The sequence below is a fragment of the Rhodanobacter sp. A1T4 genome (assembly GCF_014207185.1).
GTDB lineage: Bacteria > Pseudomonadota > Gammaproteobacteria > Xanthomonadales > Rhodanobacteraceae > Rhodanobacter.
This window is the reverse complement of record NZ_JACHCP010000006.1, coordinates 78540-100875: the sequence shown is the minus strand read 5'-3', so window position 1 is coordinate 100875 and position 22336 is coordinate 78540. Positions and strand designations below refer to the sequence as shown.

At 64.5% G+C, this 22336-nt stretch carries 14 protein-coding genes; 5 read left to right on the top strand and 9 right to left on the bottom strand.

Features of this window, described 5'->3' with window-relative positions:
• The first annotated feature begins 197 nt into the window (after positions 1–197).
• Positions 198–3167, top strand: a complete 2970-nt coding sequence (gene uvrA / locus HDE80_RS13310; protein WP_184671624.1) for an excinuclease ABC subunit UvrA — start codon at positions 198–200, stop codon at positions 3165–3167.
• Between the two features lie 128 nt (positions 3168–3295).
• On the opposite strand, the gene HDE80_RS13305 is transcribed toward uvrA, so the two are convergent.
• On the bottom strand, positions 3296–4357 hold the full coding sequence (locus HDE80_RS13305) for a sialidase family protein (RefSeq protein ID WP_184671623.1): 1062 nt from the start codon (positions 4355–4357) through the stop codon (positions 3296–3298).
• Between the two features lie 86 nt (positions 4358–4443).
• On the opposite strand from HDE80_RS13305, the gene HDE80_RS13300 reads away from it, so the two are divergent.
• On the top strand, positions 4444–5844 hold the full coding sequence (locus HDE80_RS13300) for an alpha-L-fucosidase (RefSeq protein WP_184671622.1): 1401 nt from the start codon (positions 4444–4446) through the stop codon (positions 5842–5844).
• A gap of 93 nt (positions 5845–5937) precedes the next feature.
• Here HDE80_RS13300 and HDE80_RS13295 read toward each other — a convergent pair whose 3' ends face one another.
• From HDE80_RS13295 to HDE80_RS13265, 7 genes are all read right to left on the bottom strand, one after another.
• Complete coding sequence (locus HDE80_RS13295) at positions 5938–7794, bottom strand: beta-galactosidase family protein (RefSeq protein WP_184672164.1); 1857 nt, start codon at positions 7792–7794, stop codon at positions 5938–5940.
• Positions 7794–7997: a hypothetical protein gene (locus tag HDE80_RS13290; RefSeq protein ID WP_184671621.1), complete on the bottom strand. Its 204-nt coding sequence runs from the start codon at positions 7995–7997 to the stop codon at positions 7794–7796. Before HDE80_RS13290 ends, HDE80_RS13295 begins: the two co-directional genes overlap by 1 nt.
• 20 nt (positions 7998–8017) lie before the next feature.
• The gene (locus HDE80_RS13285) at positions 8018–10663 is read right to left on the bottom strand and encodes a glycoside hydrolase family 3 protein (protein WP_184671620.1); all 2646 of its coding nucleotides are present in this window, start codon (positions 10661–10663) and stop codon (positions 8018–8020) included.
• Positions 10663–13347, bottom strand: a complete 2685-nt coding sequence (locus tag HDE80_RS13280) for a glycoside hydrolase family 2 protein (RefSeq protein ID WP_184671619.1) — start codon at positions 13345–13347, stop codon at positions 10663–10665. Before HDE80_RS13280 ends, HDE80_RS13285 begins: the two co-directional genes overlap by 1 nt.
• Positions 13344–15650, bottom strand: coding sequence for a family 20 glycosylhydrolase (locus tag HDE80_RS13275; RefSeq protein ID WP_255483790.1), 2307 nt, complete (start codon positions 15648–15650; stop codon positions 13344–13346). Before HDE80_RS13275 ends, HDE80_RS13280 begins: the two co-directional genes overlap by 4 nt.
• Positions 15651–15723: 73 nt before the next feature.
• Positions 15724–16773: a glycosyl hydrolase family 18 protein gene (locus HDE80_RS13270; RefSeq protein WP_184671615.1), complete on the bottom strand. Its 1050-nt coding sequence runs from the start codon at positions 16771–16773 to the stop codon at positions 15724–15726.
• A complete protein-coding gene (locus HDE80_RS13265) occupies positions 16770–18425 on the bottom strand; it encodes an alpha-L-fucosidase (protein ID WP_184671613.1) in 1656 nt (551 codons plus the stop codon). The genes HDE80_RS13270 and HDE80_RS13265 overlap by 4 nt, the downstream gene beginning before the upstream one ends.
• Positions 18426–18644: 219 nt before the next feature.
• Here HDE80_RS13265 and HDE80_RS13260 point away from each other — a divergent pair, with 219 nt between their 5' ends.
• Complete coding sequence (locus HDE80_RS13260; RefSeq protein ID WP_184671611.1) at positions 18645–18926, top strand: hypothetical protein; 282 nt, start codon at positions 18645–18647, stop codon at positions 18924–18926.
• On the opposite strand, the gene HDE80_RS13255 is transcribed toward HDE80_RS13260, so the two are convergent.
• Positions 18909–20042: a glucokinase gene (locus HDE80_RS13255; protein WP_184671609.1), complete on the bottom strand. Its 1134-nt coding sequence runs from the start codon at positions 20040–20042 to the stop codon at positions 18909–18911. The two genes, HDE80_RS13260 and HDE80_RS13255, sit on opposite strands and share 18 nt — an antisense overlap.
• Positions 20043–20404: 362 nt before the next feature.
• Between HDE80_RS13255 and HDE80_RS13250 the strand changes: the two genes are divergently transcribed.
• On the top strand, positions 20405–21433 hold the full coding sequence (locus HDE80_RS13250; protein WP_184671607.1) for an aldo/keto reductase: 1029 nt from the start codon (positions 20405–20407) through the stop codon (positions 21431–21433).
• Positions 21430–22305, top strand: a complete 876-nt coding sequence (locus HDE80_RS13245) for an amidohydrolase family protein (RefSeq protein WP_184671605.1) — start codon at positions 21430–21432, stop codon at positions 22303–22305. The genes HDE80_RS13250 and HDE80_RS13245 overlap by 4 nt, the downstream gene beginning before the upstream one ends.
• Positions 22306–22336: the final 31 nt, after the last annotated feature.

The window sequence follows — 22336 nt, the reverse complement described above, 5'->3', positions numbered from 1 at the left end:
CACCGGCCGGGCCACAAACCGCAGCTGACTGGCGGACGTCAGGGCCCGATTGACGCAGCCATCGAAGCGTCTGCGCGAGGCTGCCAGGCGCATCCAGCAACTGTCCCAAGCTTGCGACAACGAGTTCGGCACATGGCATGCACGGAAGCCATCACACAGGTTGTTATAGTTCCTGTTCACCCCAAAATCCGAGCGTCATGGACACCATCAAAATCCGCGGCGCACGCACGCACAATCTCAAGAACATCGACATCGATCTGCCGCGCGACAAGTTGATCGTGATCACCGGGTTATCCGGCTCCGGTAAATCCTCGCTGGCATTCGACACCATCTACGCCGAAGGCCAGCGGCGGTATGTCGAGTCGCTATCGGCCTATGCACGGCAGTTTCTGTCGATCATGGAGAAGCCCGACGTCGACCATATCGAGGGCCTGTCGCCGGCGATCTCGATCGAACAGAAATCCACCTCGCACAACCCTCGCTCCACCGTCGGCACGATCACCGAGGTGTACGACTACCTGCGCCTGCTTTTTGCTCGCGTGGGTACGCCGCGCTGCCCCGACCACGGCATTCCGCTGGAAGCCCAGACGGTGAGCCAGATGGTCGATGCGACGCTGGCAATGGATGGCGAGAAGCGATACATGCTGCTGGCGCCGGTGATCCGCGAGCGCAAGGGCGAGCATGTGCAGGTGTTCGACCAATTGCGCGCGCAGGGGTTCGTACGCGCCCGCGTCGACGGCGTGGTCTACGACCTCGACGCCGTGCCGCCACTGACGCTGCGCCAGAAGCACACCATCGAAGCGGTGATCGATCGCTTCCGCCCGCGCGACGACATCAAGCAGCGGCTGGCCGAGTCGTTCGAGACGGCGCTGCGGCTGGGCGATGGGCTGGTGATCGTCGTGGATATGGATGCGGCGGTAGGAAGTGCCGGAACAGCTGACAACAAGCCAAAAGAGCAGATGCTCTCCTCGCGCTACTCCTGCCCGGTCTGCGATTACTCGCTACCCGAACTGGAGCCGCGCCTTTTCTCCTTCAACTCGCCAGTCGGCGCCTGCCCGGATTGCGATGGCTTGGGCGTGACCCAGGTGTTCGATCCCGCGCGCGTGGTCGGGCATCCCGAGCTGAGCCTGGCCGGCGGCGCGGTGCGCGGCTGGGATCGGCGCAATGCGCATTACTTCCAGCTGATTCTGTCGCTGGCGGCGCACTATAAATTCGATGTCGACGCGCCGTGGAAGTTGCTGTCGGCAGATGTGCAGAAGGCCATCCTGTTCGGTAGCGACAAGGAAAAAATCGCGTTCCGTTACATCACCGAGCGCGGCGGCAAGGTCACCCGCGAACATGCCTTCGAGGGCATCCTGCCGAACCTCGATCGACGCTACAAGGAAACCGAATCGTCCGCGGTGCGCGAGGAACTGGCCAAGTACATCAGCGATCAGCCCTGCCCTACTTGCGAAGGACAGCGCCTCAATCGCTCGGCGCGCAATGTGTTCGTCGCCGACCACGCGCTGCCGTCGCTGACCCATCGCTCGATCGACGACACACTGACTTTTTTCGAGACGCTGACGCTGGCCGGCTGGCGCGGTGAGATTGCCGCGAAGATCGTCAAGGAAATCCGCGAGCGACTGACCTTTCTCAACGATGTCGGCCTCAACTACCTCACCCTGGATCGCCAGGCCGATACGTTGTCCGGCGGCGAGGCACAACGGATCCGGCTGGCGTCGCAGATTGGCGCCGGCCTGGTCGGTGTGATGTATGTACTCGACGAGCCATCGATCGGCCTGCACCAGCGCGACAACGAGCGCCTGCTCGGCACGCTGACGCGACTGCGCGACCTCGGCAATACGGTGATCGTGGTTGAGCACGACGAAGACGCCATCCGCATGGCCGACCACGTACTCGATATCGGACCGGGTGCGGGCGTGCACGGCGGCGAAGTGGTCGCACAGGGCACCATGAAAGACCTGCTCGCGTCGCCGCGCTCGGTCACCGGCCAGTTCCTGTCCGGCAAGCGCGCGATCGAAGTGCCGAAGGAACGCCGCCAGCCGATCGACAAGGATTCCTGGCTGCATCTGAAGGGCGCCAGCGGCAACAATCTGAGGAACGTCGACCTGGCAATTCCGGCCGGGCTGTTCACCTGCGTCACGGGAGTATCGGGTTCGGGCAAGTCGACCCTGATCAACGACACGCTGTTTTCGTTGGCCGCCGCCGAACTCAACGGCGCCGGCACACAGGCTGCACCGTATAAATCGATCGAAGGCATGGACCTGTTCGACAAGGTGGTCGATATCGACCAGTCGCCGATCGGCCGGACGCCGCGCTCCAACCCGGCCACCTACACCGGACTGTTCACGCCGCTGCGCGAGATGTTCGCGCAGGTACCGGAAGCACGTTCGCGCGGTTACACCGCAGGCCGCTTCAGCTTCAACGTGCGCGGCGGCCGCTGCGAAGCCTGCGAAGGCGACGGCATGATCAAGGTGGAGATGCATTTCCTGCCCGACGTCTACGTGCCGTGCGACGTCTGCGCCGGCAAGCGCTACAACCGCGAGACGCTGGCGATTCTGTACAAGGGCCACACCATCGCCGATGTGCTGAACATGACGGTGGAGGATGCGCTGAAGTTGTTCGAGAACGTGCCGACCATCGCGCGCAAGCTCGATACGCTGCGCGCCGTCGGCCTCGATTACATCAAGCTCGGCCAAAGCGCGACCACGCTATCCGGCGGCGAAGCGCAGCGCGTCAAGTTGTCGAAGGAGCTATCCAAGCGCGACACTGGCCGCACGCTGTACATCCTCGATGAGCCAACCACCGGCCTGCACTTCCACGATATCGAGCAACTACTCGACGTGCTGCACCAGCTGGTCGACCAGGGCAACACCGTGGTGGTGATCGAGCACAACCTCGACGTGATCAAGACGGCCGACTGGATCGTCGATCTCGGCCCCGAGGGTGGCGCCGGCGGTGGTCAAATCCTCGTTGCCGGCACGCCGGAAACTGTCGCCGCGACCGCCAGTTCGCACACCGGCCATTTCCTCGCGCCGCATCTTAAATCGCACAAGGCCAACAAGGCAGCGCGGGCACCGGGAGCCGAGAAGCGGGTCAAGGCGGCGACCAAGCACATTGCGTCCGCCGACAAGCATCATCCGCTACCGCGGAAGAAGCGCTCGTGAGTACATCGATGGATGGATCGGGCGCGCCGTTTGCCGGTAGGTAACTGCGGGGGCAAGCACGCCTGCCTTATATCCTCTTGCGTCTGCGTTTGACCACTGGCGCAGCATGCGCATGCCGACGATGTGACTCACAGCCTTGCCGGATCGATCACGACATAGCGAATGCGCTGGCGCTTCCAGGTGTAGAGGATATGCACCAGGCCATCGCGCGTCTGGATCACCGCAGGATAGGAGAACTCCGCGCCCCGCTCGTTCTCCAGAGTAAGCGCGCGCGCCCAGTGCTCACCGTCGCGCGACAGGGCCAGCGCCAACTGACCGCGACCATCCCACCAGTCCTTGCCGTGATCCGTGGGGTTGTAGACAAGCAGGGCACGGCCGTCCGCCAGCGACACCGCGTCGATACCCGAATTCGGATTGGCCAGCTCCAGCAGATGCAACGCTGACCAGTGCCTGCCGCCATCGCTGGACCATGTGCTGAACACACGGTTCTGACGCGTGCGACCGATCGCCTGCAGCTGCTCGCCAGACCAGCGCAGCAGGCTGGGCTGGATCGCCTCGATATGTTCCGGATTCGGCACCGCGCTGGCCAACGTCCACTGCTCGCCTCCGTCGATGGAGCGCTCGAACTGGATGCGCCAAGACCCGTCTTCGCGACTGGAGGGACTGACAATGCTGCCATCCGCGAGCTGCACCGGTTTGTTCTTGATCGGCCCCAGCACGCCGTCGGCAAGCCTGCGCGCATCGCTCCAGTGGACGCCCTGATCGGTCGAGGTTTTCAGCATGCCCCACCAGTGCTGCGGATCGGGGCCGACCTTGTAGAACAGCATCAGCGGCCCGTGCCTCGGCAGAAACAGTACCGGATTCCAGCATGGCAGGCGCTCGCCGCTGGCCTGTACACCATTGGCCACCTCGACCGGCGGCGTCCATTGCCCCGCCAGCTTGCGCGACAGCCAGATACCCACGCCGGGGTCGCGCTCGTGCCTGCCGCCGAACCATGCGGCGACCAGCGCGTCCGGTGTCTGCACGATGGTCGCCGCATGACTCTGCGGCGTGGTCGGCAAAGCAGCGATGAACTCACGCAGCTGCACCGCATTTGAGGCAGCATGCAACCGGAAAACCGAAAAAGCGAGCAGCAAGAATCCCCACCGGACCACCCTGCGATCCGGTCGATAAAAGTCGGACTTTTTCATTGACATGGTCGCTATATGGAACCTCTAATGGATGACATCGAATAGACGTTTTTACGTCCAAATATAAAAACCACCAAGAGCACCGCATGAAAACTGCCAGCGATCGAACCCATCGCCACCGCCGCTTGCGCCACCGCCTTCTGACGAGCGCACTCGCCTGCGCTTTCATCTGGACCAGCGCAGCGACGGCGGAGAACTTCACCGACATCACGCCATCGCCGCAGCAAACGCATTGGCAAGACCTCGAATTCGGCGTGATCGTGCACTTCGGCACCAACACCTTTCTCGACCGCGAGTGGGGGGACGGCAGCGCCAGTCCGAGCGTGTTCAATCCCGACCACGTCGATCCCGAGCAGTGGGCGAAGGCAGCCAAAGCGGCGGGCGCGCGTTATCTGGTGCTGGTGGCCAAGCACCACGATGGATTCGCGCTGTGGCCAACCGGCAAGAGCGACTACTCGGTGAAGAACAGCCCATGGATGCACGGTAAGGGCGACCTGGTGCGCATGACCGAAGAAGCAGTGCGCCGACAGGGTATGGAATTCGGCATCTATCTCTCGCCGTGGGACCGGCACGAGCCAGCCTACAAGAACTCCGGCGCCTACGACGCCTACTATGCCGGACAGGTGGAGGAGCTGGTGCAGCCCTACGGTCCGCTGGTCGAATGGTGGTTGGACGGCGCCGGCAGTGCAGGACACATCTACGACTTCAAGAAGTACATCGAAACGTTGCGCACCTACCAACCCAACGCCATGGTGTTTGCCGACGTGGGCCTGTTCGCTTATGGCGACATCCGCTGGGTGGGCCAGGAAGACGGCCGCATCCACGGGGAGAACTGGAACGTGATCGACCGCCACGGCGAACTGCGCTGGCGCCCGGTGGAGGTGGATACCCCGCTGCACAAGCTGCAATGGTTCTGGCATCCGGACAGCGACCAGACGCTCAAGAGCGTCGCCGAACTGATGGACATCTGGGAGAACAGCGTTGGCCTGGGCGGCCAGCTGATGCTGGGCCTGGCGCCCAACCGGCACGGTCTGCTGCCCGAGGCAGACGTGGCCCGGCTGAAAGCGTTCGGCGAAGCGCTGCGGGCACGCTACGGCAACGACAGGGATCTGGCTCGCCAACACCTGTCCACCGATGCCAACACCGCCGCCGCTCTGGACGACGATGGCGACACGTTCTGGTCGGCGCCGGAAGGTTCGCATCACGCCCTGTTGGAGGTGGACTTTGCCCAGCCGGTGACCTTCAACCACAGCATGACCACGGAGTGGCTCAGTGCCGGCCAGCAGGTACAAAAGTACGCCGTGCAGGCATGGGTCGACGGCGCCTGGAAAACTGTGGCGCAGGCCGAGGCGATCGGCCACATGAAGATCGATCGCTTCGCGCCGGTGACCACGAACAAGGTGCGCCTGAACATTCTTTCCAGCACCGGCACCGCACACATCCGCGACTTCAAGCTGTTCGACGTGACCGACCCGGCCACGCCCTGAGCGAGGAGGTCCGGAAAACATCGGACGCATGCCGCGTCGCCGAAGGCTGGCGCGGCATGACGGTATCCAATGACAGCGGGCGGGCAGCACGCGTCAGTGCGCTGGCGATGACCACACCGGCTGCACCGAACCACTTACCCGTGCGCCGTGTCGGGTCTGCAGATCGAAAATCACCAGGGTGTTGTCGCCGCGATCGAGCCATGGCGACGGCAAATACAGCGAACGCTGCGGACCGATATCCCAGATCCGGCCGAGGTTACGGCCATCGACCCAAGCGACGCCCTTGCCGAACGTGCTGACGTCGAGATACGTGTCGGCCGGCTGCTCGACGCGAAAGTGCGCTCGATGGAAGGCGGGCCCTTCGACCGGGACGCTGGTCCAGCCGCGCAGCGTATCGGGCGAACGCATCGGCAGCGGATAGACCTGCCAGCCGTTCAGCCGTTTGCCGTCGAGCCAGACCGGATCGACCAACCCGGCGCGGCCGTCGGCCAGATGCGGACCGTAATTGATGCGCCCGGTATTCTCCACCAGGATATCCAGCGTATGCGTGCCGTCGCCGACTGTAATCGGCAGCGTCTCCTGCTTGAGACGGCGATCGACCGTGCCCACGGGCTGGCGATCCAGATACACCGCCGCATAGTCACGCACCTCGCCCAGATACAGCAGGCCCTTGGCCGGCCCGCTCAGCTGGGTGCGGTAGAGGATGTAACCGTAGTCCTGGCCGAACTGTTCCATCGGTGCCGGCTGGTCGACACGGATCGGCGCGGGCAGGTTGTCCCACAGCGAGGCCGACTCGCCCAGTGTAATCGCCGGCAGCGTCATGAACGGCGTAGGCGCTGGCAGTGGCGGCGAAGTGCGGCCGGTTGCCTTGGCAATCACGTCGCGGAACAGATTGAACTTGGGCGTGGGCCGGCCAGCCTCATCCAGCACGGCGTCGTAGTCGTAGCTGGTGGTCTGGGCCGCGTAATGGTCGGCGGGGCTGCCCTGATAGTTGGCGCCATTCATGAAGCCGAAGCTGGTGCCACCCTCGAACATGTACAGGCTTACCGAATAACCCCGCGCCAGCATCCAGGCCAGCTCGCCGGCCTGTTGGGCGGCATCGGTATGGGCATGTTCGCCGCCCCAGGCATCGAACCAGCCGGCCCAGTATTCCCCGGCCATGCGCGGCTGACCGGGGCGAAAGGCGGCGAGTTTGGCGAACGCGCTCTTGGCCTCGCCGGGCGCGAAATTGATCACCGCCAGCATGCCCGGCAGCGCGTCGTTGGCCAGCATGTCGGCGCCGTCGGAGGTGAACATCAGATCCTGGCCAAGGCCAGCGCGAATCAGCGCGCGGTGGATATCCTCCATGTAGTCGCGATCGTTGCCGTAGGAGCCGTATTCATTCTCCACCTGCACCGCGATGATCGGCCCGCCACGCGCCGCCATCAACGGTGCCAGTTGCTGTCCCAGGCGCTGCAAATAGGCGTCCGCCGCCGCGAGGTAAGCCGGGTCCTGCGTACGCACCCGCAAGTGCGGATCGGCGAACAGCCATGCTGGAAAACCGCCCGCCTCCCACTCGGCGCAGACATAGGGGCCGGGCCGCAGGATTACATTCAGGCCCTCGGCCTGCGCCATCCGGACAAAGGCCACCACATCGTTGGGTCCGCTGAAATCAAAATGGCCGCGCTGCGGTTCCACCGCGTTCCAGAACACGTAAGTTTCGATGGTGTTCAAACCCATCGCGCGCGCCTTGCGCAGGCGGTCGCGCCAGTACTGGGGTGGAACGCGCTGGAAGTGGATCGCGCCGGAAATGATCTGATAGGGCTTGCCCGCGCGAACGAAGTGATGACCCTGGATGGTGATTGGCCCTGCGCTGGACACCACCGTTGCTGCGCAAACGCTGCCGGCTATCGCCAGCAGCAGCGCGCCGATCTTCAGGCGGCGCAACAACGCGCTGATGTGTGCTCCCATCATGCGAACTCTCCAAACGATGGCGGTGCGTCGCCCACGGCCGCGCCGTAAGTCTTGTTGGGCTCGGCGCCCATCTCAGCGAACGACACCGGCATGCCCGTCGGGGCCTTGCCTGCCGCTGCTGGCGCGATACCCAGAGCGCCCAGCGCCGGGGACGCACCGGCCAGACTCATCCACTTGAGCATGTCGCGACATGTCGGCATCGACCTACTCTCCCTATCGCTCAATGCACCAGCGGTTGCCGGCCGGTGATACTGAAATCGGCGCTGACTCCCGCGCCGAACCCGGGCTGACCACCACCGATGAAAACACCATACGTCCCCGCTTCGACGGCGCGCTCGCCGTCGGCATCCACCGTGCTCAGAGCCCGCGGCGACAGCTCGAACATCACGTGACGATGCTCGCCCGCGGCCAGATGCACGCGCTCAAAGCCGACCAGGGCGTGACGCGGCGCCAACGGCGTCTGCGGTGGCACCAGATACGCCTGAACGACCTCGTCGCCGTCGCGACGGCCGTCGTTGCGCACGTCGACACCGACCGTGAGCGGCCGGCCAGCCGCAAGCGACGATGCGGAAAGGACCGGCGTGGTGTAGGCAAAGTGCGTATAGCTCAGCCCGTAACCGAACGGGTACAGCGGCGTGCCCTGGAAATAACGGTAAGTGCGGCCCTTCGTGGCATAACTGGTGTACGGAGGCAGATCGCGGCTGGAACGATAAAACGTCACCGGCAAGCGGCCGCCGGGGTTGTAATCGCCGGCCAGGGTCTGCGCGATGGCGGTACCGCCCTGCGCGCCCGGATACCACGCCGCGACGATCGCGTCGGCGTGCTGCTGCGCCCAGTTCAGCGCCACCGCGCTACCGGACATCAGCACCACGATCAGCGGCTTGCCGCTGGCAGCAACGCGTTCGAGCAGCGCATCCTGCTCGGGTGGCAGACCGATCTGGGTACGGTCACCGCCATCGAAACCCGGAACGTCGATCTGCAACTCCTCGCCTTCCACATCCGGCGACAATCCAACGAAGGCGACCACCGCATCGGCCTTGGCCACCGCGGCCTGCGCCTCGGTCAGCTGTGTCGCCGCCGGCGCCAGCCACTGCAACCGGATGCCCTGATCCTGCCCGCTGTGCACCAGCTCCAGGCGAATCGCATGCGGCCGGGTATCGGCAAAGTGGATCGGTAGCTGCAGTTGGCTGTCATTGCCGTGATCGTCCAGCACGGGCTTGCCATCGACAAAAAGTCGTACCGGATCGTGTCCGGCGCAGTCGAAACAGCGGTCCACATGTATCGCCAGGGTGTAGTCGCCGGGGCCTGGCGGCAGCAACTGGCCGGTCCAGCGCACCGCGTAGCGATCGGCATGCAGGCCCTGGATCGGGGCGACATGATCCCAGTCGAAATCGATCCGGCGATCGGTGCGCAGCGCCTGCGGCGGGCCACTGAAATCGGTGTTGTCGAAATAGCTGCCGGCAAGGCCGATGTCGCCATGCGTGTCGCGCAATGCCGTCTCGGGAATCGGTATCAGCACCCCGGCGGCGATCGGCGCGCCCTGCGCGTAGCTCACGCGATCCGCACCGAAGCGCGCGCGCAACCCTTGCAGCGGCGTCACCGGCGCGCTGGCGGTGCCGTGATAGTTCGCTTCCAGTGTCTCCAGCGTATCGGCATTGGGGCCGATCACCGCCAGTCGCATGCCGGCGTGCAGTGGCAACGTGCCGTGCGCGTTCTTCAGCAGCACCATCGACTCCAGCGCGGCGCGCAGCGCGAGCTGCCTATCGGCCGGCGTGTCGACCTGCTCGGCATCGATGCTCTGGTACGGGCTATTGGGCTCGGGTGCCAGTTCGCCCAGCCGGTAGCGCGCGCTGAACAATCGGATCAAGGCACGGTCGATCACCGTCGTGTCGAGATGGCCCTGCTGCACCGCGCGGTCAAGGTCGGCGTAGGCATAGCCGCAATCCAGGTCGGTGCCGGCGCGGATGGCGGCAGCCGACGACTGCGCGTTGTCGGGCTTGAAATAGTGGAACTTGGTCATGTCGTCGACGGCATCGCAGTCGGACACGACATAGCCGCGAAAGCCCCAGTCCGTCCGCAGCCGCTGGTCGAGCAGCCACGGGTCGGCGCAGACCGGCGTGCCATGCAGAGCGTTGTAGGCACACATCACCGAATCGGCGTGGCCATCGACGATGGCGGCACGGAACGCCGGCAGATAGGTCGCTTCCAGATCGTGCGGCGAAACGTCGACGTCGAAGCCGTGCCGCCCCGCCTCCGGCCCGCTGTGTACGGCCAGGTGCTTGGGCGTGGCGATGGCGCGCGGATGGGCCGGATCGTCGCCCTGGATGCCGCCGATGAAAGCCACCGCGAGCCGGCCGGTGAGGAACGGATCCTCGCCGTACGTCTCCTGGCCGCGGCCCCAGCGAGGGTCGCGAAAGATATTGACGTTCGGCGACCAGATCGTCAGTCCCTGGTAGCGGGCGTGGTCATGGCCGGCACCGATGGCGTTGAAGCGCGCGCGGGCCTCTGTCGACACCACCGTGCCCACGTCGTGCAGCAGCGGCGGATTCCAGCTGGCCGCCAGCGCGATGGCCTGCGGAAACACTGTGGCATAGCCGCCGCGGGCCAACCCATGCAGCCCCTCGCCCCACCAGTCGTAGGCCGGCACGCCCAGGCGCGCGATGGCCGGTGCGCCGCTCTGGGTCTGCGCCACTTTCTCGGCCAGCGTCATCCGGGCCACCAGTGCTGCAGCGCGCGCCTGTTCGCGATCCGGCGACGGCGTCTCGGCGGCACGAGCCACGCCGATAGATACCAGTCCCAGCGCGCAGACCAGCGCGTATGCGCACCCACCGCGCGCGTTCAGCGAGGCACGGCGGATGCACGCCATCATTGCGGCGCCCCGGCGGCCATCACATCGCCCAGGCTGGTCACGCTCAGCGCATGCTGCAAGGCATCGAGCGACGCCTTGCTTTGTACCGTGAGTGTGACGGTCTCGCCCGGCAGCAGGTTGAACGCATTATCGGAAAGCTCGGCATCGAGATCGCCGAAGGACACCCACACATCGCGCGCCAGCGAGCCGGCGGTGAGCGTGAGCCGGTAGCCGTCCAGCGCTGGCGCCAGGGTGGCCTGGATATCCGCTGGCGGCAGCGACAGCTGGTGCGGCTGATCGAAGAACACCAGGTTGCGCGACACCGTGCGTTCGCCGTCGAGCCACTCGAACACCGCGAAGGTCGCGTGCGGATCGGCGCCGTGCAGCAACTGCGCGTCGGTATAGCTAGCCACCTGGGTGCTGGACAGCGGGGCTACGGTGATCTCGCCAGCGGCCTGCGACAATACCTTGCCGTCGAACGACATCAGCCGCATACGCCAGTGCGCCGGTATCGCCGTGGTGCGATCGGACACCAGCGACACCGTGGTGGTGCCGTTATTGCGCAAGGCAGCCAGCAGCTGCGGTGCGTAGAAACGACGCGCGTGGAACTGTAGCGCCTTCCAGCGCCCGAAATAGTCGATGCTCGACCACGACGCGCCCGGCCATACATCGTTGAGCTGCCAGTAGAGCGAGCCCATGGCCTGCGGCCGCGAAGCGCGCAGGTGCTCGGCGGCAAGCTGGATGCCGTCTGCCTGCATCACCTGGCTGAGATAGACGAAAGACGCGAAGTTTTTCGGCTCACCGTAGGCACGCCGGATGTACAGCAGCAGACGTTGGTTGCCGTTGCCGCTGTCGTATTTCTGGTGCGCGCGCATCACCGCCGATTCCGGTTGGCGGTCGTGCGGATCGGTGAACGCATCGATGGTACGCATCACCGGGAACGACTGCAGGCCGTACTCGGACTGGAAACGCGGCGTGATGTTGAGATATTCCTCCACCGGCTTGGCCTGGCCCGACCACACGTCCCAGTAGTGGTAATCGCCGTCATCGGGCACGTTCGCCGCGCCGTCGTAATCGGTGCTGGGCGTACTGGCCCAATAGGGCACGTCCGGCGCGTAGCGCGTGACCACGTTGCGCAGCACGTTGCCGAACAGGTTGACCATGCCGGTGACGATGCGCTCGCGCTCGTCGGGACTGATCGCCTTCTTGAACGCCTGCCGGTCGGGCCAGGACTCCCAGCCGGTCTGCACCTCGTTGTTGCCCGCCCACAGCACAATGCTCGGATGGTCGCGCAATCGCCGGACCTGCTCGATCGCCTCCGCGCGGGTGTTCTCGCGGTAGGCCACGTCGTACGGCGGGATCGCACCGCCGAACATGAAGTCCTGCCAGATCATCAGGCCGAGCCGGTCGGCCATGGCGTAGAACGCATCGGACTGGTAGTAGCCGCCACCCCAGATGCGCAGCATGTTCATGTTGGCATCGCGTGCGGACTCGAGTACGCGGCGCATCTGCGCTTCAGTCGCCCGCGTGGGGAAACTGTCGAACGGAATCAGGTTGGCACCCTTGGCGAAAATGGGGATGCCGTTGACCACAAACTCGAAGCTCTTGCCCCAGACGTCGGTGCGTCGCCGCAGCTCCACCGTGCGCAGGCCGGTGCTGTGCTCCGCCCGATAGAGCTCACCCGCGCTGTCGCGCAAGGTGGCGCGGAAGGTGTACATGTCCTGGGCGCCGTAGCCGGCCGGGTACCATAGACGCGGCTGCTCGATACGCAGCGGCAGGCTCAGTGTCTGGGTACCCGGATCGATCGTCACCTCCCGCGTGATGCGGGCCACGCTACTGCCGTCGGGACCGATCGCCTCGACCGTGGCCTGCAGCGGCACGCCGACATCAGCCTGCACCTCCAGTTGCACATCGACCTGCGCGGCCTCTCTGGAAACGTCGGTCTGCGCGACGTGGAAATCCGCCACGCGCAGCGTGTCCCAGCTGTCCAGATGGACGTGCTGCCAGATGCCTTCGGTAACGATGCGCGGACCCCAGTCCCAGCCATACTGGTATTGCGCCTTGCGGATGTAATTGGCGGTCTGCTTGCCCTTGGGCTCGTCGCCAAAGGCGGAGTCGAACTCGCCCGGCAAGGCGTATGGCTGCTTGAGCAGCCACGGCTGCAGCCGCTTGATCGGTGAATACAGGCGCACTTCCAGCGTGTTGCTGCCAGTGTGCAGTTCGGTCTTGGCCGGGATGCTCCAGCGGCGAAACATATTGTCCGCGCTGATCAGCTTGTGGCCGTTGAGATAGACCTCGGCAAACGTATCCAGGCCGTCGAACACCAGCTCCAGGTGATCGCGCGACAGCGTGGCGCGATCCACCTGGAAAGTCGTTCGGTACTGCCAGTCGGCCAGCCCCGCCCACTGGATCGCCGCCTCGTTGTCGCGCACGAACGGATCGCTAACCAACCCGGCATCCAGCAGATCGGTCTGCACCGTGCCCGGAACTGTCGCCGGCCGCCAATGAGTGGTATCCGGGTGCGCCCTGGCCTCATTGTCGCCGGGGGCAAGCCGGAACTGCCAGCCCTGGTCGAGCGACTGCGAGCCAAGCGGCGCATGCCCGGCCAGACTGGGAAACGCCGCTGGTAGCAGCAGGGCACCGAACAGGAACCCGCGAAGGCGGCCGGCATGCGCGCGCACCCGGAGTTGAGCAAACATCATGGCGTAGGCTTCCCTGGCAGGTCTGAGGTCGCGTGTTTTTTTGCTGCAGTAATCAACTGCACCGTGCCGATGGCATAGAGCGGGCCATCCGACGGCGCCGTAAAGCGCATGCACAGATCGTGATCGCCGCTTTGCGCAGGCATGGCGCCGGACAAGCTCATGCGCGCGCCCGGTGCCTTGCCTGCCGGTAGCGGCAGGCGGACAAGCACCGGGCCGTCGCAGCGGTCCAGCCGCACTTCGAGTTCGCCATGGGCGGTGGTTGCCGGATAGCTGATCACTTTGACCTGATCGTGCGCCAGACCGAAGTTGCGTGGCAGGCGCGCCGCGTCGACACGGATCGCCGCGATACCGTCCAGCCGTGCGGCTGGATAGATCTTGCACGCGCGGAAGATATCGGCGTTGTACACCGGCGTGTCGGGCGCACCAAGATCCGGCAGCAACGGCAGGCGCAGACCGCTGTCGCCATCGGGACACGGCACCAGCTCGCTGCTCGGCAACGTGCGCAGCGCCGCGTCATCGAGTACGCGGCTGCGCACGGCGGCCAGCACCGTACCATCGGCGGCAAACGGCTGCGCACGCACGGTGGCTGGCAGGCTCAGCGCGATCGGGCCGACGTAGCGCGGCGAGGCCAGCGTCGGAATGCTGCCATCGGTGGTGTAGTGGACCTGACCGTCGTCAACCTGGTTGGCCAAGCTCACCCGCGCCTTGCCGCTGGACAGCGCGACATTGGCACCGCCATCGAGTGTGATGTTCACCGCATACGCGCTGTCGGCGAACGGGATATCCAGCGCCCTATAGCGCCGCAGCTGCGCCGGCATGCGCGCCAGGAAGCTGTGCCAGTCGCGCACTGCGGGTGCCGACCAAGCCACCTCCGCCAGTGCATCGATGCGCGGAAACAACGCGTGCTCGATATGCCAGGCCGAGGGCAGATACTCCGACCATAGCGTCGCCTCGGTGCCAAGTACGTGGCCGGCCTGGTCGGCGGTCAGCGAGCGGTCGATCGGATCGAACGCGTAGACCGTCTTCAGCGGCAGCACGTCGTAGCGGCCGTTGGGCTCGTCGGCGCGGTCACTCTGCAGGTGATCGAAGTACAGCGCACCGCCCGGCGCGAGCACCACGTCGTGACCCATCCTGGCCGCGTCGATGGCGCCCTGGGTGCCGCGCCAGGACATCACCGACGCGCTGGCCGGCAGGCCTCCCTCGAGAATCTCGTCCCAACCGATCAGCCGACGACCATGCTTGTCCAGGTAGCGGCCGATCTGATCGATGAACCAGCTCTGCATCGCGTTTTCGTCCTTGATGCCAAGCTGCTTCATCTGCGCCTGCACGGCGGACGAAGCTTTCCACTGATCCTTGATCGCCTCATCGCCGCCGACGTGGATATAGGTCGAGGGAAACAGCGCCATCACCTCGTCGAGCACGTTCTTGATAAACCCGAGGCTGTTGGCATCGGTGGCGTACAGGTATGGATTGACGCCCCAGTCGACCGATACCGCAGGACGCTCGCCGGTGACGCCGATGCGCTGTGGATACGAGGCTACCGCCGCCTGCGCGTGCCCGGGCATGTCCAGCTCCGGCACCACCGTGATGTGCCGCGCTGTCGCGTAGGCGACGATGTCGCGCACCTGTGCTTGGGTGTAGAAGCCGCCGTAGCGGTTGGGTTCGCCGTGGGTGCCGGCGCCCGGCGGCGTGCGCCACGCACCGATCGCGGTGAGTTCGGGATAGCGCTTGATCTGCAGCCGCCAGCCTTGGTCGTCCGTGAGATGCCAGTGGAAAACGTTGAGCTTGTGTTCGGCCATCGCGTCCAGCATCTGCTTGACCGTATCGACACTCTGAAAATGCCGGGCCGAGTCGAGCATCAAACCGCGCCAGCCGAACCGCGGCCAGTCACGCATACTCAATTCGGGCACGCTGACCGCACCGCGGTGATCGTCCGGCGTCAACAGCTGCCACAGGGTCATGGCGCCGTAGAACAGACCTGCCCCGCTGCGCGCGGAAAGGCGAATGCCGTTGTGGCCCACTTCCAGCGCATAGCCTTCGGACTGGATAACCGGCGCGTTGGGGTCCAGGGCGATACGGATCGCACGTGGCGATGCGGCCGGCTCCTGCCGCACCGTCAGCAGCAGACCACGGGTGCGCCCGAGCAGTTCGGCCAGCTGATGCGCGGCATTCAGCGCTTCGGCGTCATCAGCAGGCACGGAGAGCGTCGTGTCGGTCGTCACCTCGAAGCGACCATCATGACGCTCGATCTGTGCCGGCAGCGGAATCAGCGGCAGCAACCCCGCCTGATCCGCGAACGTCATGGCGGGTATCGCCAGCCACGCAAGCGCCCATCCGATGCTGACCAGCGCACGGCTCATAGCCATCCGCCGCGTCTCAACGCTTCACGATGGGCAGGGCATCCCAAATCTTCGGATCCTCGGCCCCCAGCACCCACGAACAGAAACCCTCCAGACCGTACTGGTTCACCAATTGCAGGCGGTCATTGAAACTGCGTGCGTCGGGCATGAATACCCATTCGCGCATATCGTCGCGATAAAAGTAATACCAGGACTCGTGCTCGACCGGGTCCCACTGGATCTGCGCGCCCTGCTCCCTGGCCAGCGGAAACGATGCGTCGGCATCGATATAGTCGGCGCTGATGTTGGAGGCCTCGGTGCCATCCGCTTTCACCGGGTCGCCGGTGAACCAGCGGTAGCCGTACAGCGCGATACCCAGCGACAGTTTCTCTTTGGGTACAAATTTCAATGCATATTCGAGGTGCTTGAGCATCCACGGCATGCCGTCGACCGGGCCCGGCGTAGTCCAGCGTGTGCTCTGGTCGTACGTCATCAGGCAGATCAGGTCGGCATACTTGCCCAGTGCCGCCAGATCGTAGGCGCCACGCCAGTACTGCCACATCCACTTGGAGAACGGCCCCTCGCCGGCGTGGCCTGGTGCATTGGGTACCACCGCGATCGACAGTTTCAGGCCGTGCTTGTGTAGCGCCTCCGCCGTTTGCTTGGCCATCAAGCTATAGGCGTCGCGGTCGGTCCACGAGATGCTCTCGAAATCAAACTGGAACCCGACGTAGCCGTGCTCCGTGGCCTGCTGCAGCAACGACCCGATCATCTGCTGCTTGGCCGTCTCGTCATGCAGCAGCTCGTGGAAACCCTTGCGGCCGGCGGTCATCGAGAGAATCGGCATCACCGGCAAATGGTGCTGCCTGGCGAGGTTGAGGACGAAGTCGTTGGGCGCGCCGTTGACCAACCCCTCCGCATCGACGCCATACCAGGTGGGCACCAGCAGGCCGATCTTGTCGACGTGGGCCACCATGGAGTCGACCGACTTCTGCGTGCTCATCAGGTAGAACAACGCGGCCGGTTCGGCGTGCACGGCACTGCTCAAAAGCATGCTGGCGAGCAGCCATCCGAGGAGTCGTTTCATGGCTGATCCTTGGCGCTGGAATCGAGGCCGGGCATCGCGATGCGCAGCACATACGCGGATTCCCCCGCCGGCTTGCCGGGCAGGCTGACGTGCAGTCCGTCGGACTGCTGGGTCGTCTTGAGCGTCTTGCCGTCGGCGAGCAAGGTGACCGCACCGACATGGTCGGACGGTTTGATCGAATGGATCACCGCCTCGGCGTTTTTCGGCCAGCCCAGCTCGATGGCGTACAACGCGCCCGGCCTGGTGGTGAAGCGGAAGTCCTCGGCGGTATACGGCTTGGTCCTGGTGTCCTGGAAGCTTCCGCTCGCCACCTCGGTGGGACCTTCGCCGTATACCCGCCACGGCCGGGTATCGTAGATCGCCTGACCGTTGACCTTCAGCCAGCGACCGATCGCCAGCAGGATGTCGCGTTCTGCTTCGGGAATGGTGCCGTCGGCACGCGGCCCGATATTGAGCATCAGGTTGCCGTTCTTGCTGACCACATCGGCCAGCAGATGGATCAGGACAGTGGGCGACTTATAGGTATCGCCTTCCACATAGCCCCAGGAGTTGTCGCTGACCGACGTGTCGGTCTGCCAGTGGCGCGCCTGGATACCGGACAGTTGGCCACGCTCGATGTCGAGCACGCCTGCGCCCTCGGGAAAATCGCCGAGCTTGTAATTCACCACCACGCCATCGCGCTTCGTGCCCTGGTTGTAGTAGTAGGCGAGCATCTTCGGCAGGGTGTTGCGAAAGGTGGGATGACCGATCCACCAGTCGAAATAGATCATGTCCGGGTGGTAGTCATCGATGAGTTCGGCGGTGCGCGCAAGCCAGTCATCCAGCCATGCCTGCGAGACATAGGTCCAGTCTTCGGCGAGCTTCTGGTCATCCTCGGACAGGTGGTTCTCGGCCGGGCCGTACAGGCTGGCATAGCGCGGATCGTTGACGTCCGAATCGATATGCCGGCCACCGTCGAAAAACCAGTCATGTTCGGCGCGATGGGACGACACGCCAAAACGCAGGCCCTGCGCGCGCACGGCCTTTTCCAGCAGCCCGATGATGTCCTTGTGGGGCCCCATCTTGGCGGCGGTCCATTCCGACAGCTTGGAGTCGTACATGGCGAAGCCGTCATGGTGTTCGGCGACCGGCACCACGTAGCGCGCGCCGGCCGCCTTGAACAGCGTCGCCCAGGCAGCCGGATCGAAGCGCTGGGCCTTGAACATCGGGATGAAGTCCTTGTAGCCGAACGTCGACTGCGGTCCATACGTCGCGATGTGATGGGCGTAATCTGTGCTTCCCTTCTGGTACATCTGGCGCGGGTACCACTCGCTGCCGAACGCGGGCACCGAATACACGCCCCAATGGATGAAGATGCCGAACTTGGCGTTGTCGTACCAACCTGGGGATCGGTACGTTTCCAGCGACGCCCAGTCAGCGTGGAACGGGCCGTCGTCCATATGCTCGGCGACCCGATTGAGAATGGCGCTGCGCTGAGGCGCATATGTCGCAGTAGCCTTCTGCCAGGCCATATCGGCCTGATGCGGCGTGAGCGTATCGGCGGTCGGCACCGTGGGCGACACCGCCGCAGCGGCCGCTACCGCGCTGGCGCAGAGCGACTCGACGCAGAGCAGGCCGATCAGGGCGGCGAGAAAAGTCCTCGTGGGCTTCATGGGGGTGATGTCTCCGTGCTTGACTGGTAGTGGGCGCTAACGAAGCGCACCGCGTGGAAGGAGCGACGCAGACTATTCACGCACACTCCGGTGGAAGCATCACTATTGATTGGCAACTGCGCATCGTCGATCGCGGCAGCGGGTTTCCAGTTGCTGTGCAGGGCGCACGGCATGGCCAGGTCCGGCAGGCGATCGCCACGACCAGCACAGGCATCGTGCATGATCCCTGCGAGCAGAAAAAACACCAGAAAAGTGCAAACTCGCCTCGGCATCGTTCAATCACCCATCATGTCCAGCCAATCCCTGACCATCGTGCCGCAACGGCAACCAGCGATGGCCTTGCAAAAAAAAGCCACCGGCGACGGGTGCCTTGGGAGAAAAACATCCGCCGTCAGTGGTGACGCACTTGCTACATCAAAGCTTGAACTTGGTGTTTATTGGGGCACGGCAACGCCCTGTGTGACCGGCACAGTCACCCTCCCCTCACTTGCCTGGCTGTAGCTCCCCCCTACCACCAGGTACGACCGGGTCTGCGGCCCTTGCAGCGTCGGCGCGCGTATTCAAAAACCAGCTGGCGGCGCCGATGACACCCAGCTGGCCGTGATCCACCACATAAATCGGAATTTTGTTGAGTAGCGGGCGCATCACACCCTTGTCCAGAAAGCGATCGACGAGATTGCTCGCGCGCATGAAAGCGGTGATTTGCGAGAGAAAGCCGCCGGCCAGATAAACGCCACCGGTCGCTCCATACAACAAAGCAAGATCGGCGGCGAAAGATCCCAGCCAGCCGCAGAACAGCGAGAGCGCCTCATGCGACAAGGATTGCGTATCGGTCAGAGCCTCGGCGGAAATCTCCGCCGACGTCTTGAGCGCGGGATAGCGATCGCGCAAGGCGCACAAGGCAACGTAGAGGCGGTAGAGACCCGGGCCGCAAAGCACCGCTTCGTAAGGCACATGACTATCGGCCCAGTCCAGACATGCCAGCACCTGCTGCTCCAGCCCGGTGCGCGCAGCCAGCTGCATCTGGCCAGCCTCGGTAGCCAGCACCCGCGACGGCTGGCCGGGAAGTCGTACGGCCGCGCCGAGCCCCGTACCGGGCCCAATGATCACCACCGGACCCTGCGCCGAAGAATGAGACTGCGCCGGCTTGAGGGTAGTCGTGTTGCCTTCGTTGAGATGCGCCGTGGCGTAGGCGAGCGCTTCGAAATCGTTGAGCAGGCTGACCTGATCCATCTGCAGGGCGGCCGCCATTTGGGCGGGCATGATCGGCCAGGCCAGATTTTTGTTGACCACCATGCCGGCATGCTCATAGCCGGCGGACGCCAGCACCATGTCGCGAGGCCGCACGCCAGCCTCATTGCAAAAGCATCGAACAATATCTTCGAGATGCGGGTGATCGGCACAGCGGTACGTGCGGTAATCCAGCAACTCGGGCGCCCCGTCACCCGCCTTGCGCGCTACCAGCGCAACTCGGGCATGCGTACCGCCGACATCGGCCGCGAGGAAGGCATGCAGCCCCGCATCATCACCGGGCTGCGCAGCCAAGTTCTGCCATGACTGCCGCAGGGACGGCTCAAACGGGCCGGCCGCGTGCCCTACTGGCACTTTGCCCGCCATGACTCGCCCTGCCGCCAACTCAGCCAGAGCCGCACCACCTTGATGTCTTGTCGAGCCCCGCGTATCCACTCGCCACCCCACGAATGCCCGTCTTGCCTTGACTGACTTTGCCAACTGCTCAAGGAGTGCCGAAGCGACCTTTGTTCATTAGCAAACTTGATGTTTATATGTAACCGAGGTGTAAATTAGACCTTCTCCAGCCGTATCGCAAGAAAAAAGTTCACGGTAGTTTCCGCAAAACTTACGATTACATATGAACTTAAAGTTTATCTGTACACATATAAGGCAATTGCGCCATCATGCGCGAAAAGCTTGATGACAGGCCGCTCGGGATGACGACGGCACAGTTCGGGGAACGACTCATGGCAGTATCCGATGCGGCATCCAGTGCAGGCGCAACCACGATGGGCGCGGCGAAGATCGAGATCTCCCGGCTCTCCTTTGGCGGCGCACCGGTGGGCAATCTCTACGCGTCGGTAGACGAAGACACCGCGATCGCTGCGATTGCGCAGGCCCACCAGCAAGGCATCCGACACTTCGATACCGCTCCCTACTACGGCTACGGCTTGAGCGAACAGCGGCTGGGCACGGCGCTGGCGACGCTCGATCGTGACAGCTACACGTTGTCCACCAAGGTAGGGCGCCTCATCGAGAACCATACTGGCCGTGTCGACCGTGCCGACGGATTCGCGGTCGACCATCGCGGCGTCCGCTTCGATTACAGCCGCGATGGCGTACTGCGATCGATCGAGGCCAGCCTGGCACGCCTGGGAACCGATCACGTCGAGCTGCTCCTGCTACACGACGTCGGCGCGCTGACCCACGGCGCGCGGCATCGTGAGATCTTGCAACAGGCGCTGGACGAAGCCTTGCCGACCATGGCGGAGCTACGCAGCCAGGGCGTTTGTCACGCGATTGGCCTCGGCGTCAACGAGGAAGCGGTTTGTCTTGACGTGATGCGGCACTTTCCGCTCGACGCGATCATGCTTGCCGGGCGTTACACCTTGTTTGAACAGCAGGACAGTCGCGCCGTGATGGCCGAGGCCCGCGCGCGAGGCGTGACGATCCTGGCTGCAGGCCCCTACAACTCCGGCCTGCTGGGCGGCACGGATGGCCCAGGCCAGTTCTACAACTACCGTCCCGCCGAGCAGGAAACACTCCTCCGGGCACGGCGTTTCTATGAAATCTGCGCGGATGTCGGAGTGGATGTCGGTGCGGTGGCCCTGCAGTTCCCGCTGGCCCATCCGGCGGTGGCGAGCGTGGTCTGCGGCCTGCGTTCACCCGCCGAGGTAGACAGCGCAGTCGATCGCATGGGTACGCACCTGCCGGTGGCGATCTGGCCGGCGTTGCGCGAGGCCGGGCTGCTCTGCGCCGATGTGCCTACGCCATGACGATGGTCGACGCACACCAGCATTACTGGCGGCCTGACCGCGGCGATTATGGCTGGCTGGCGCAAGCACCGGCGTCACTGCGGCGCAGCTTTCTGCCGGACGATCTGCGAGCGCAGCGGCTGGCCGCCGGCGTCTACTACAGCGTGCTGGTACAGGCGGCGCCGAGCGAGCATGAAACGCGCTATCTGTTCGAGTTGGCCCGCACCGACCCCAGCGTGCTGGGCGTGGTCGGCTGGGTCGACATGGCGGCGGATGACGCCTGCTCGCACATCGAGAACCTGATGCGAGACGGTGCCGGCCTGCTACGCGGCATACGCCCGATGGCACAGGACATTGCCGACCCGCAATGGTTGGCCAGGCCAGTCCTCGATCGTGCTTTTGACTGCCTGCAGGCGCACTGCCTCACCTTCGATGCGCTGGTCACCACTACCCAGTTGCCAGCGCTGCACCAGCGCCTGCGACGCCAGCGCAGCCTGCGCGCCGTACTCGATCATGCGGCAAAGCCGCCGATCGTCGATGGCGACCATGGGCAATGGTTCAGCTGGATCGACGAGCTGGCGCAGCTGCCCGAATTGCACTGCAAGCTCTCCGGCCTGCTCACCCTGCTCGATGCCGGCACCAGTGAAACCGTGATCGAACCCTACGTCGAACGACTCTTCGAAAGCTTCGGCGCGGGGCGGCTGCTGTGGGGTAGCGACTGGCCGGTATTGACCACTCACGCCGATTACGGCCACTGGCTTCAGCTGGCCCTGAGCCTGACCACGCAATTCGCACCAGGCCGGCAGGCCGAGGTGTTCAGCGCCAACGCCATCCGCTTCTACGGACTGGACGTGGCGCCCGCCCTTTCTTGTGCCCCGGAGACCCAACCATGACCACCGTGCATCGTATGCCTACGTTTTCATC

Coding starts and splice junctions, on each gene's coding strand:
- uvrA (WP_184671624.1), top strand. CDS start 198: ATGGACACCATCAAAATCCGCGGCGCACGCACGCACAATCTCAAGAAC.
- HDE80_RS13305 (WP_184671623.1), bottom strand. CDS start 4,357: ATGAAAAAGTCCGACTTTTATCGACCGGATCGCAGGGTGGTCCGGTGG.
- HDE80_RS13300 (WP_184671622.1), top strand. CDS start 4,444: ATGAAAACTGCCAGCGATCGAACCCATCGCCACCGCCGCTTGCGCCAC.
- HDE80_RS13295 (WP_184672164.1), bottom strand. CDS start 7,794: ATGGGAGCACACATCAGCGCGTTGTTGCGCCGCCTGAAGATCGGCGCG.
- HDE80_RS13290 (WP_184671621.1), bottom strand. CDS start 7,997: ATGCCGACATGTCGCGACATGCTCAAGTGGATGAGTCTGGCCGGTGCG.
- HDE80_RS13285 (WP_184671620.1), bottom strand. CDS start 10,663: ATGGCGTGCATCCGCCGTGCCTCGCTGAACGCGCGCGGTGGGTGCGCA.
- HDE80_RS13280 (WP_184671619.1), bottom strand. CDS start 13,347: ATGATGTTTGCTCAACTCCGGGTGCGCGCGCATGCCGGCCGCCTTCGC.
- HDE80_RS13275 (WP_255483790.1), bottom strand. CDS start 15,650: ATGACGTTCGCGGATCAGGCGGGGTTGCTGCCGCTGATTCCGCTGCCG.
- HDE80_RS13270 (WP_184671615.1), bottom strand. CDS start 16,773: ATGAAACGACTCCTCGGATGGCTGCTCGCCAGCATGCTTTTGAGCAGT.
- HDE80_RS13265 (WP_184671613.1), bottom strand. CDS start 18,425: ATGAAGCCCACGAGGACTTTTCTCGCCGCCCTGATCGGCCTGCTCTGC.
- HDE80_RS13260 (WP_184671611.1), top strand. CDS start 18,645: ATGATCCCTGCGAGCAGAAAAAACACCAGAAAAGTGCAAACTCGCCTC.
- HDE80_RS13255 (WP_184671609.1), bottom strand. CDS start 20,042: ATGGCGGGCAAAGTGCCAGTAGGGCACGCGGCCGGCCCGTTTGAGCCG.
- HDE80_RS13250 (WP_184671607.1), top strand. CDS start 20,405: ATGGCAGTATCCGATGCGGCATCCAGTGCAGGCGCAACCACGATGGGC.
- HDE80_RS13245 (WP_184671605.1), top strand. CDS start 21,430: ATGACGATGGTCGACGCACACCAGCATTACTGGCGGCCTGACCGCGGC.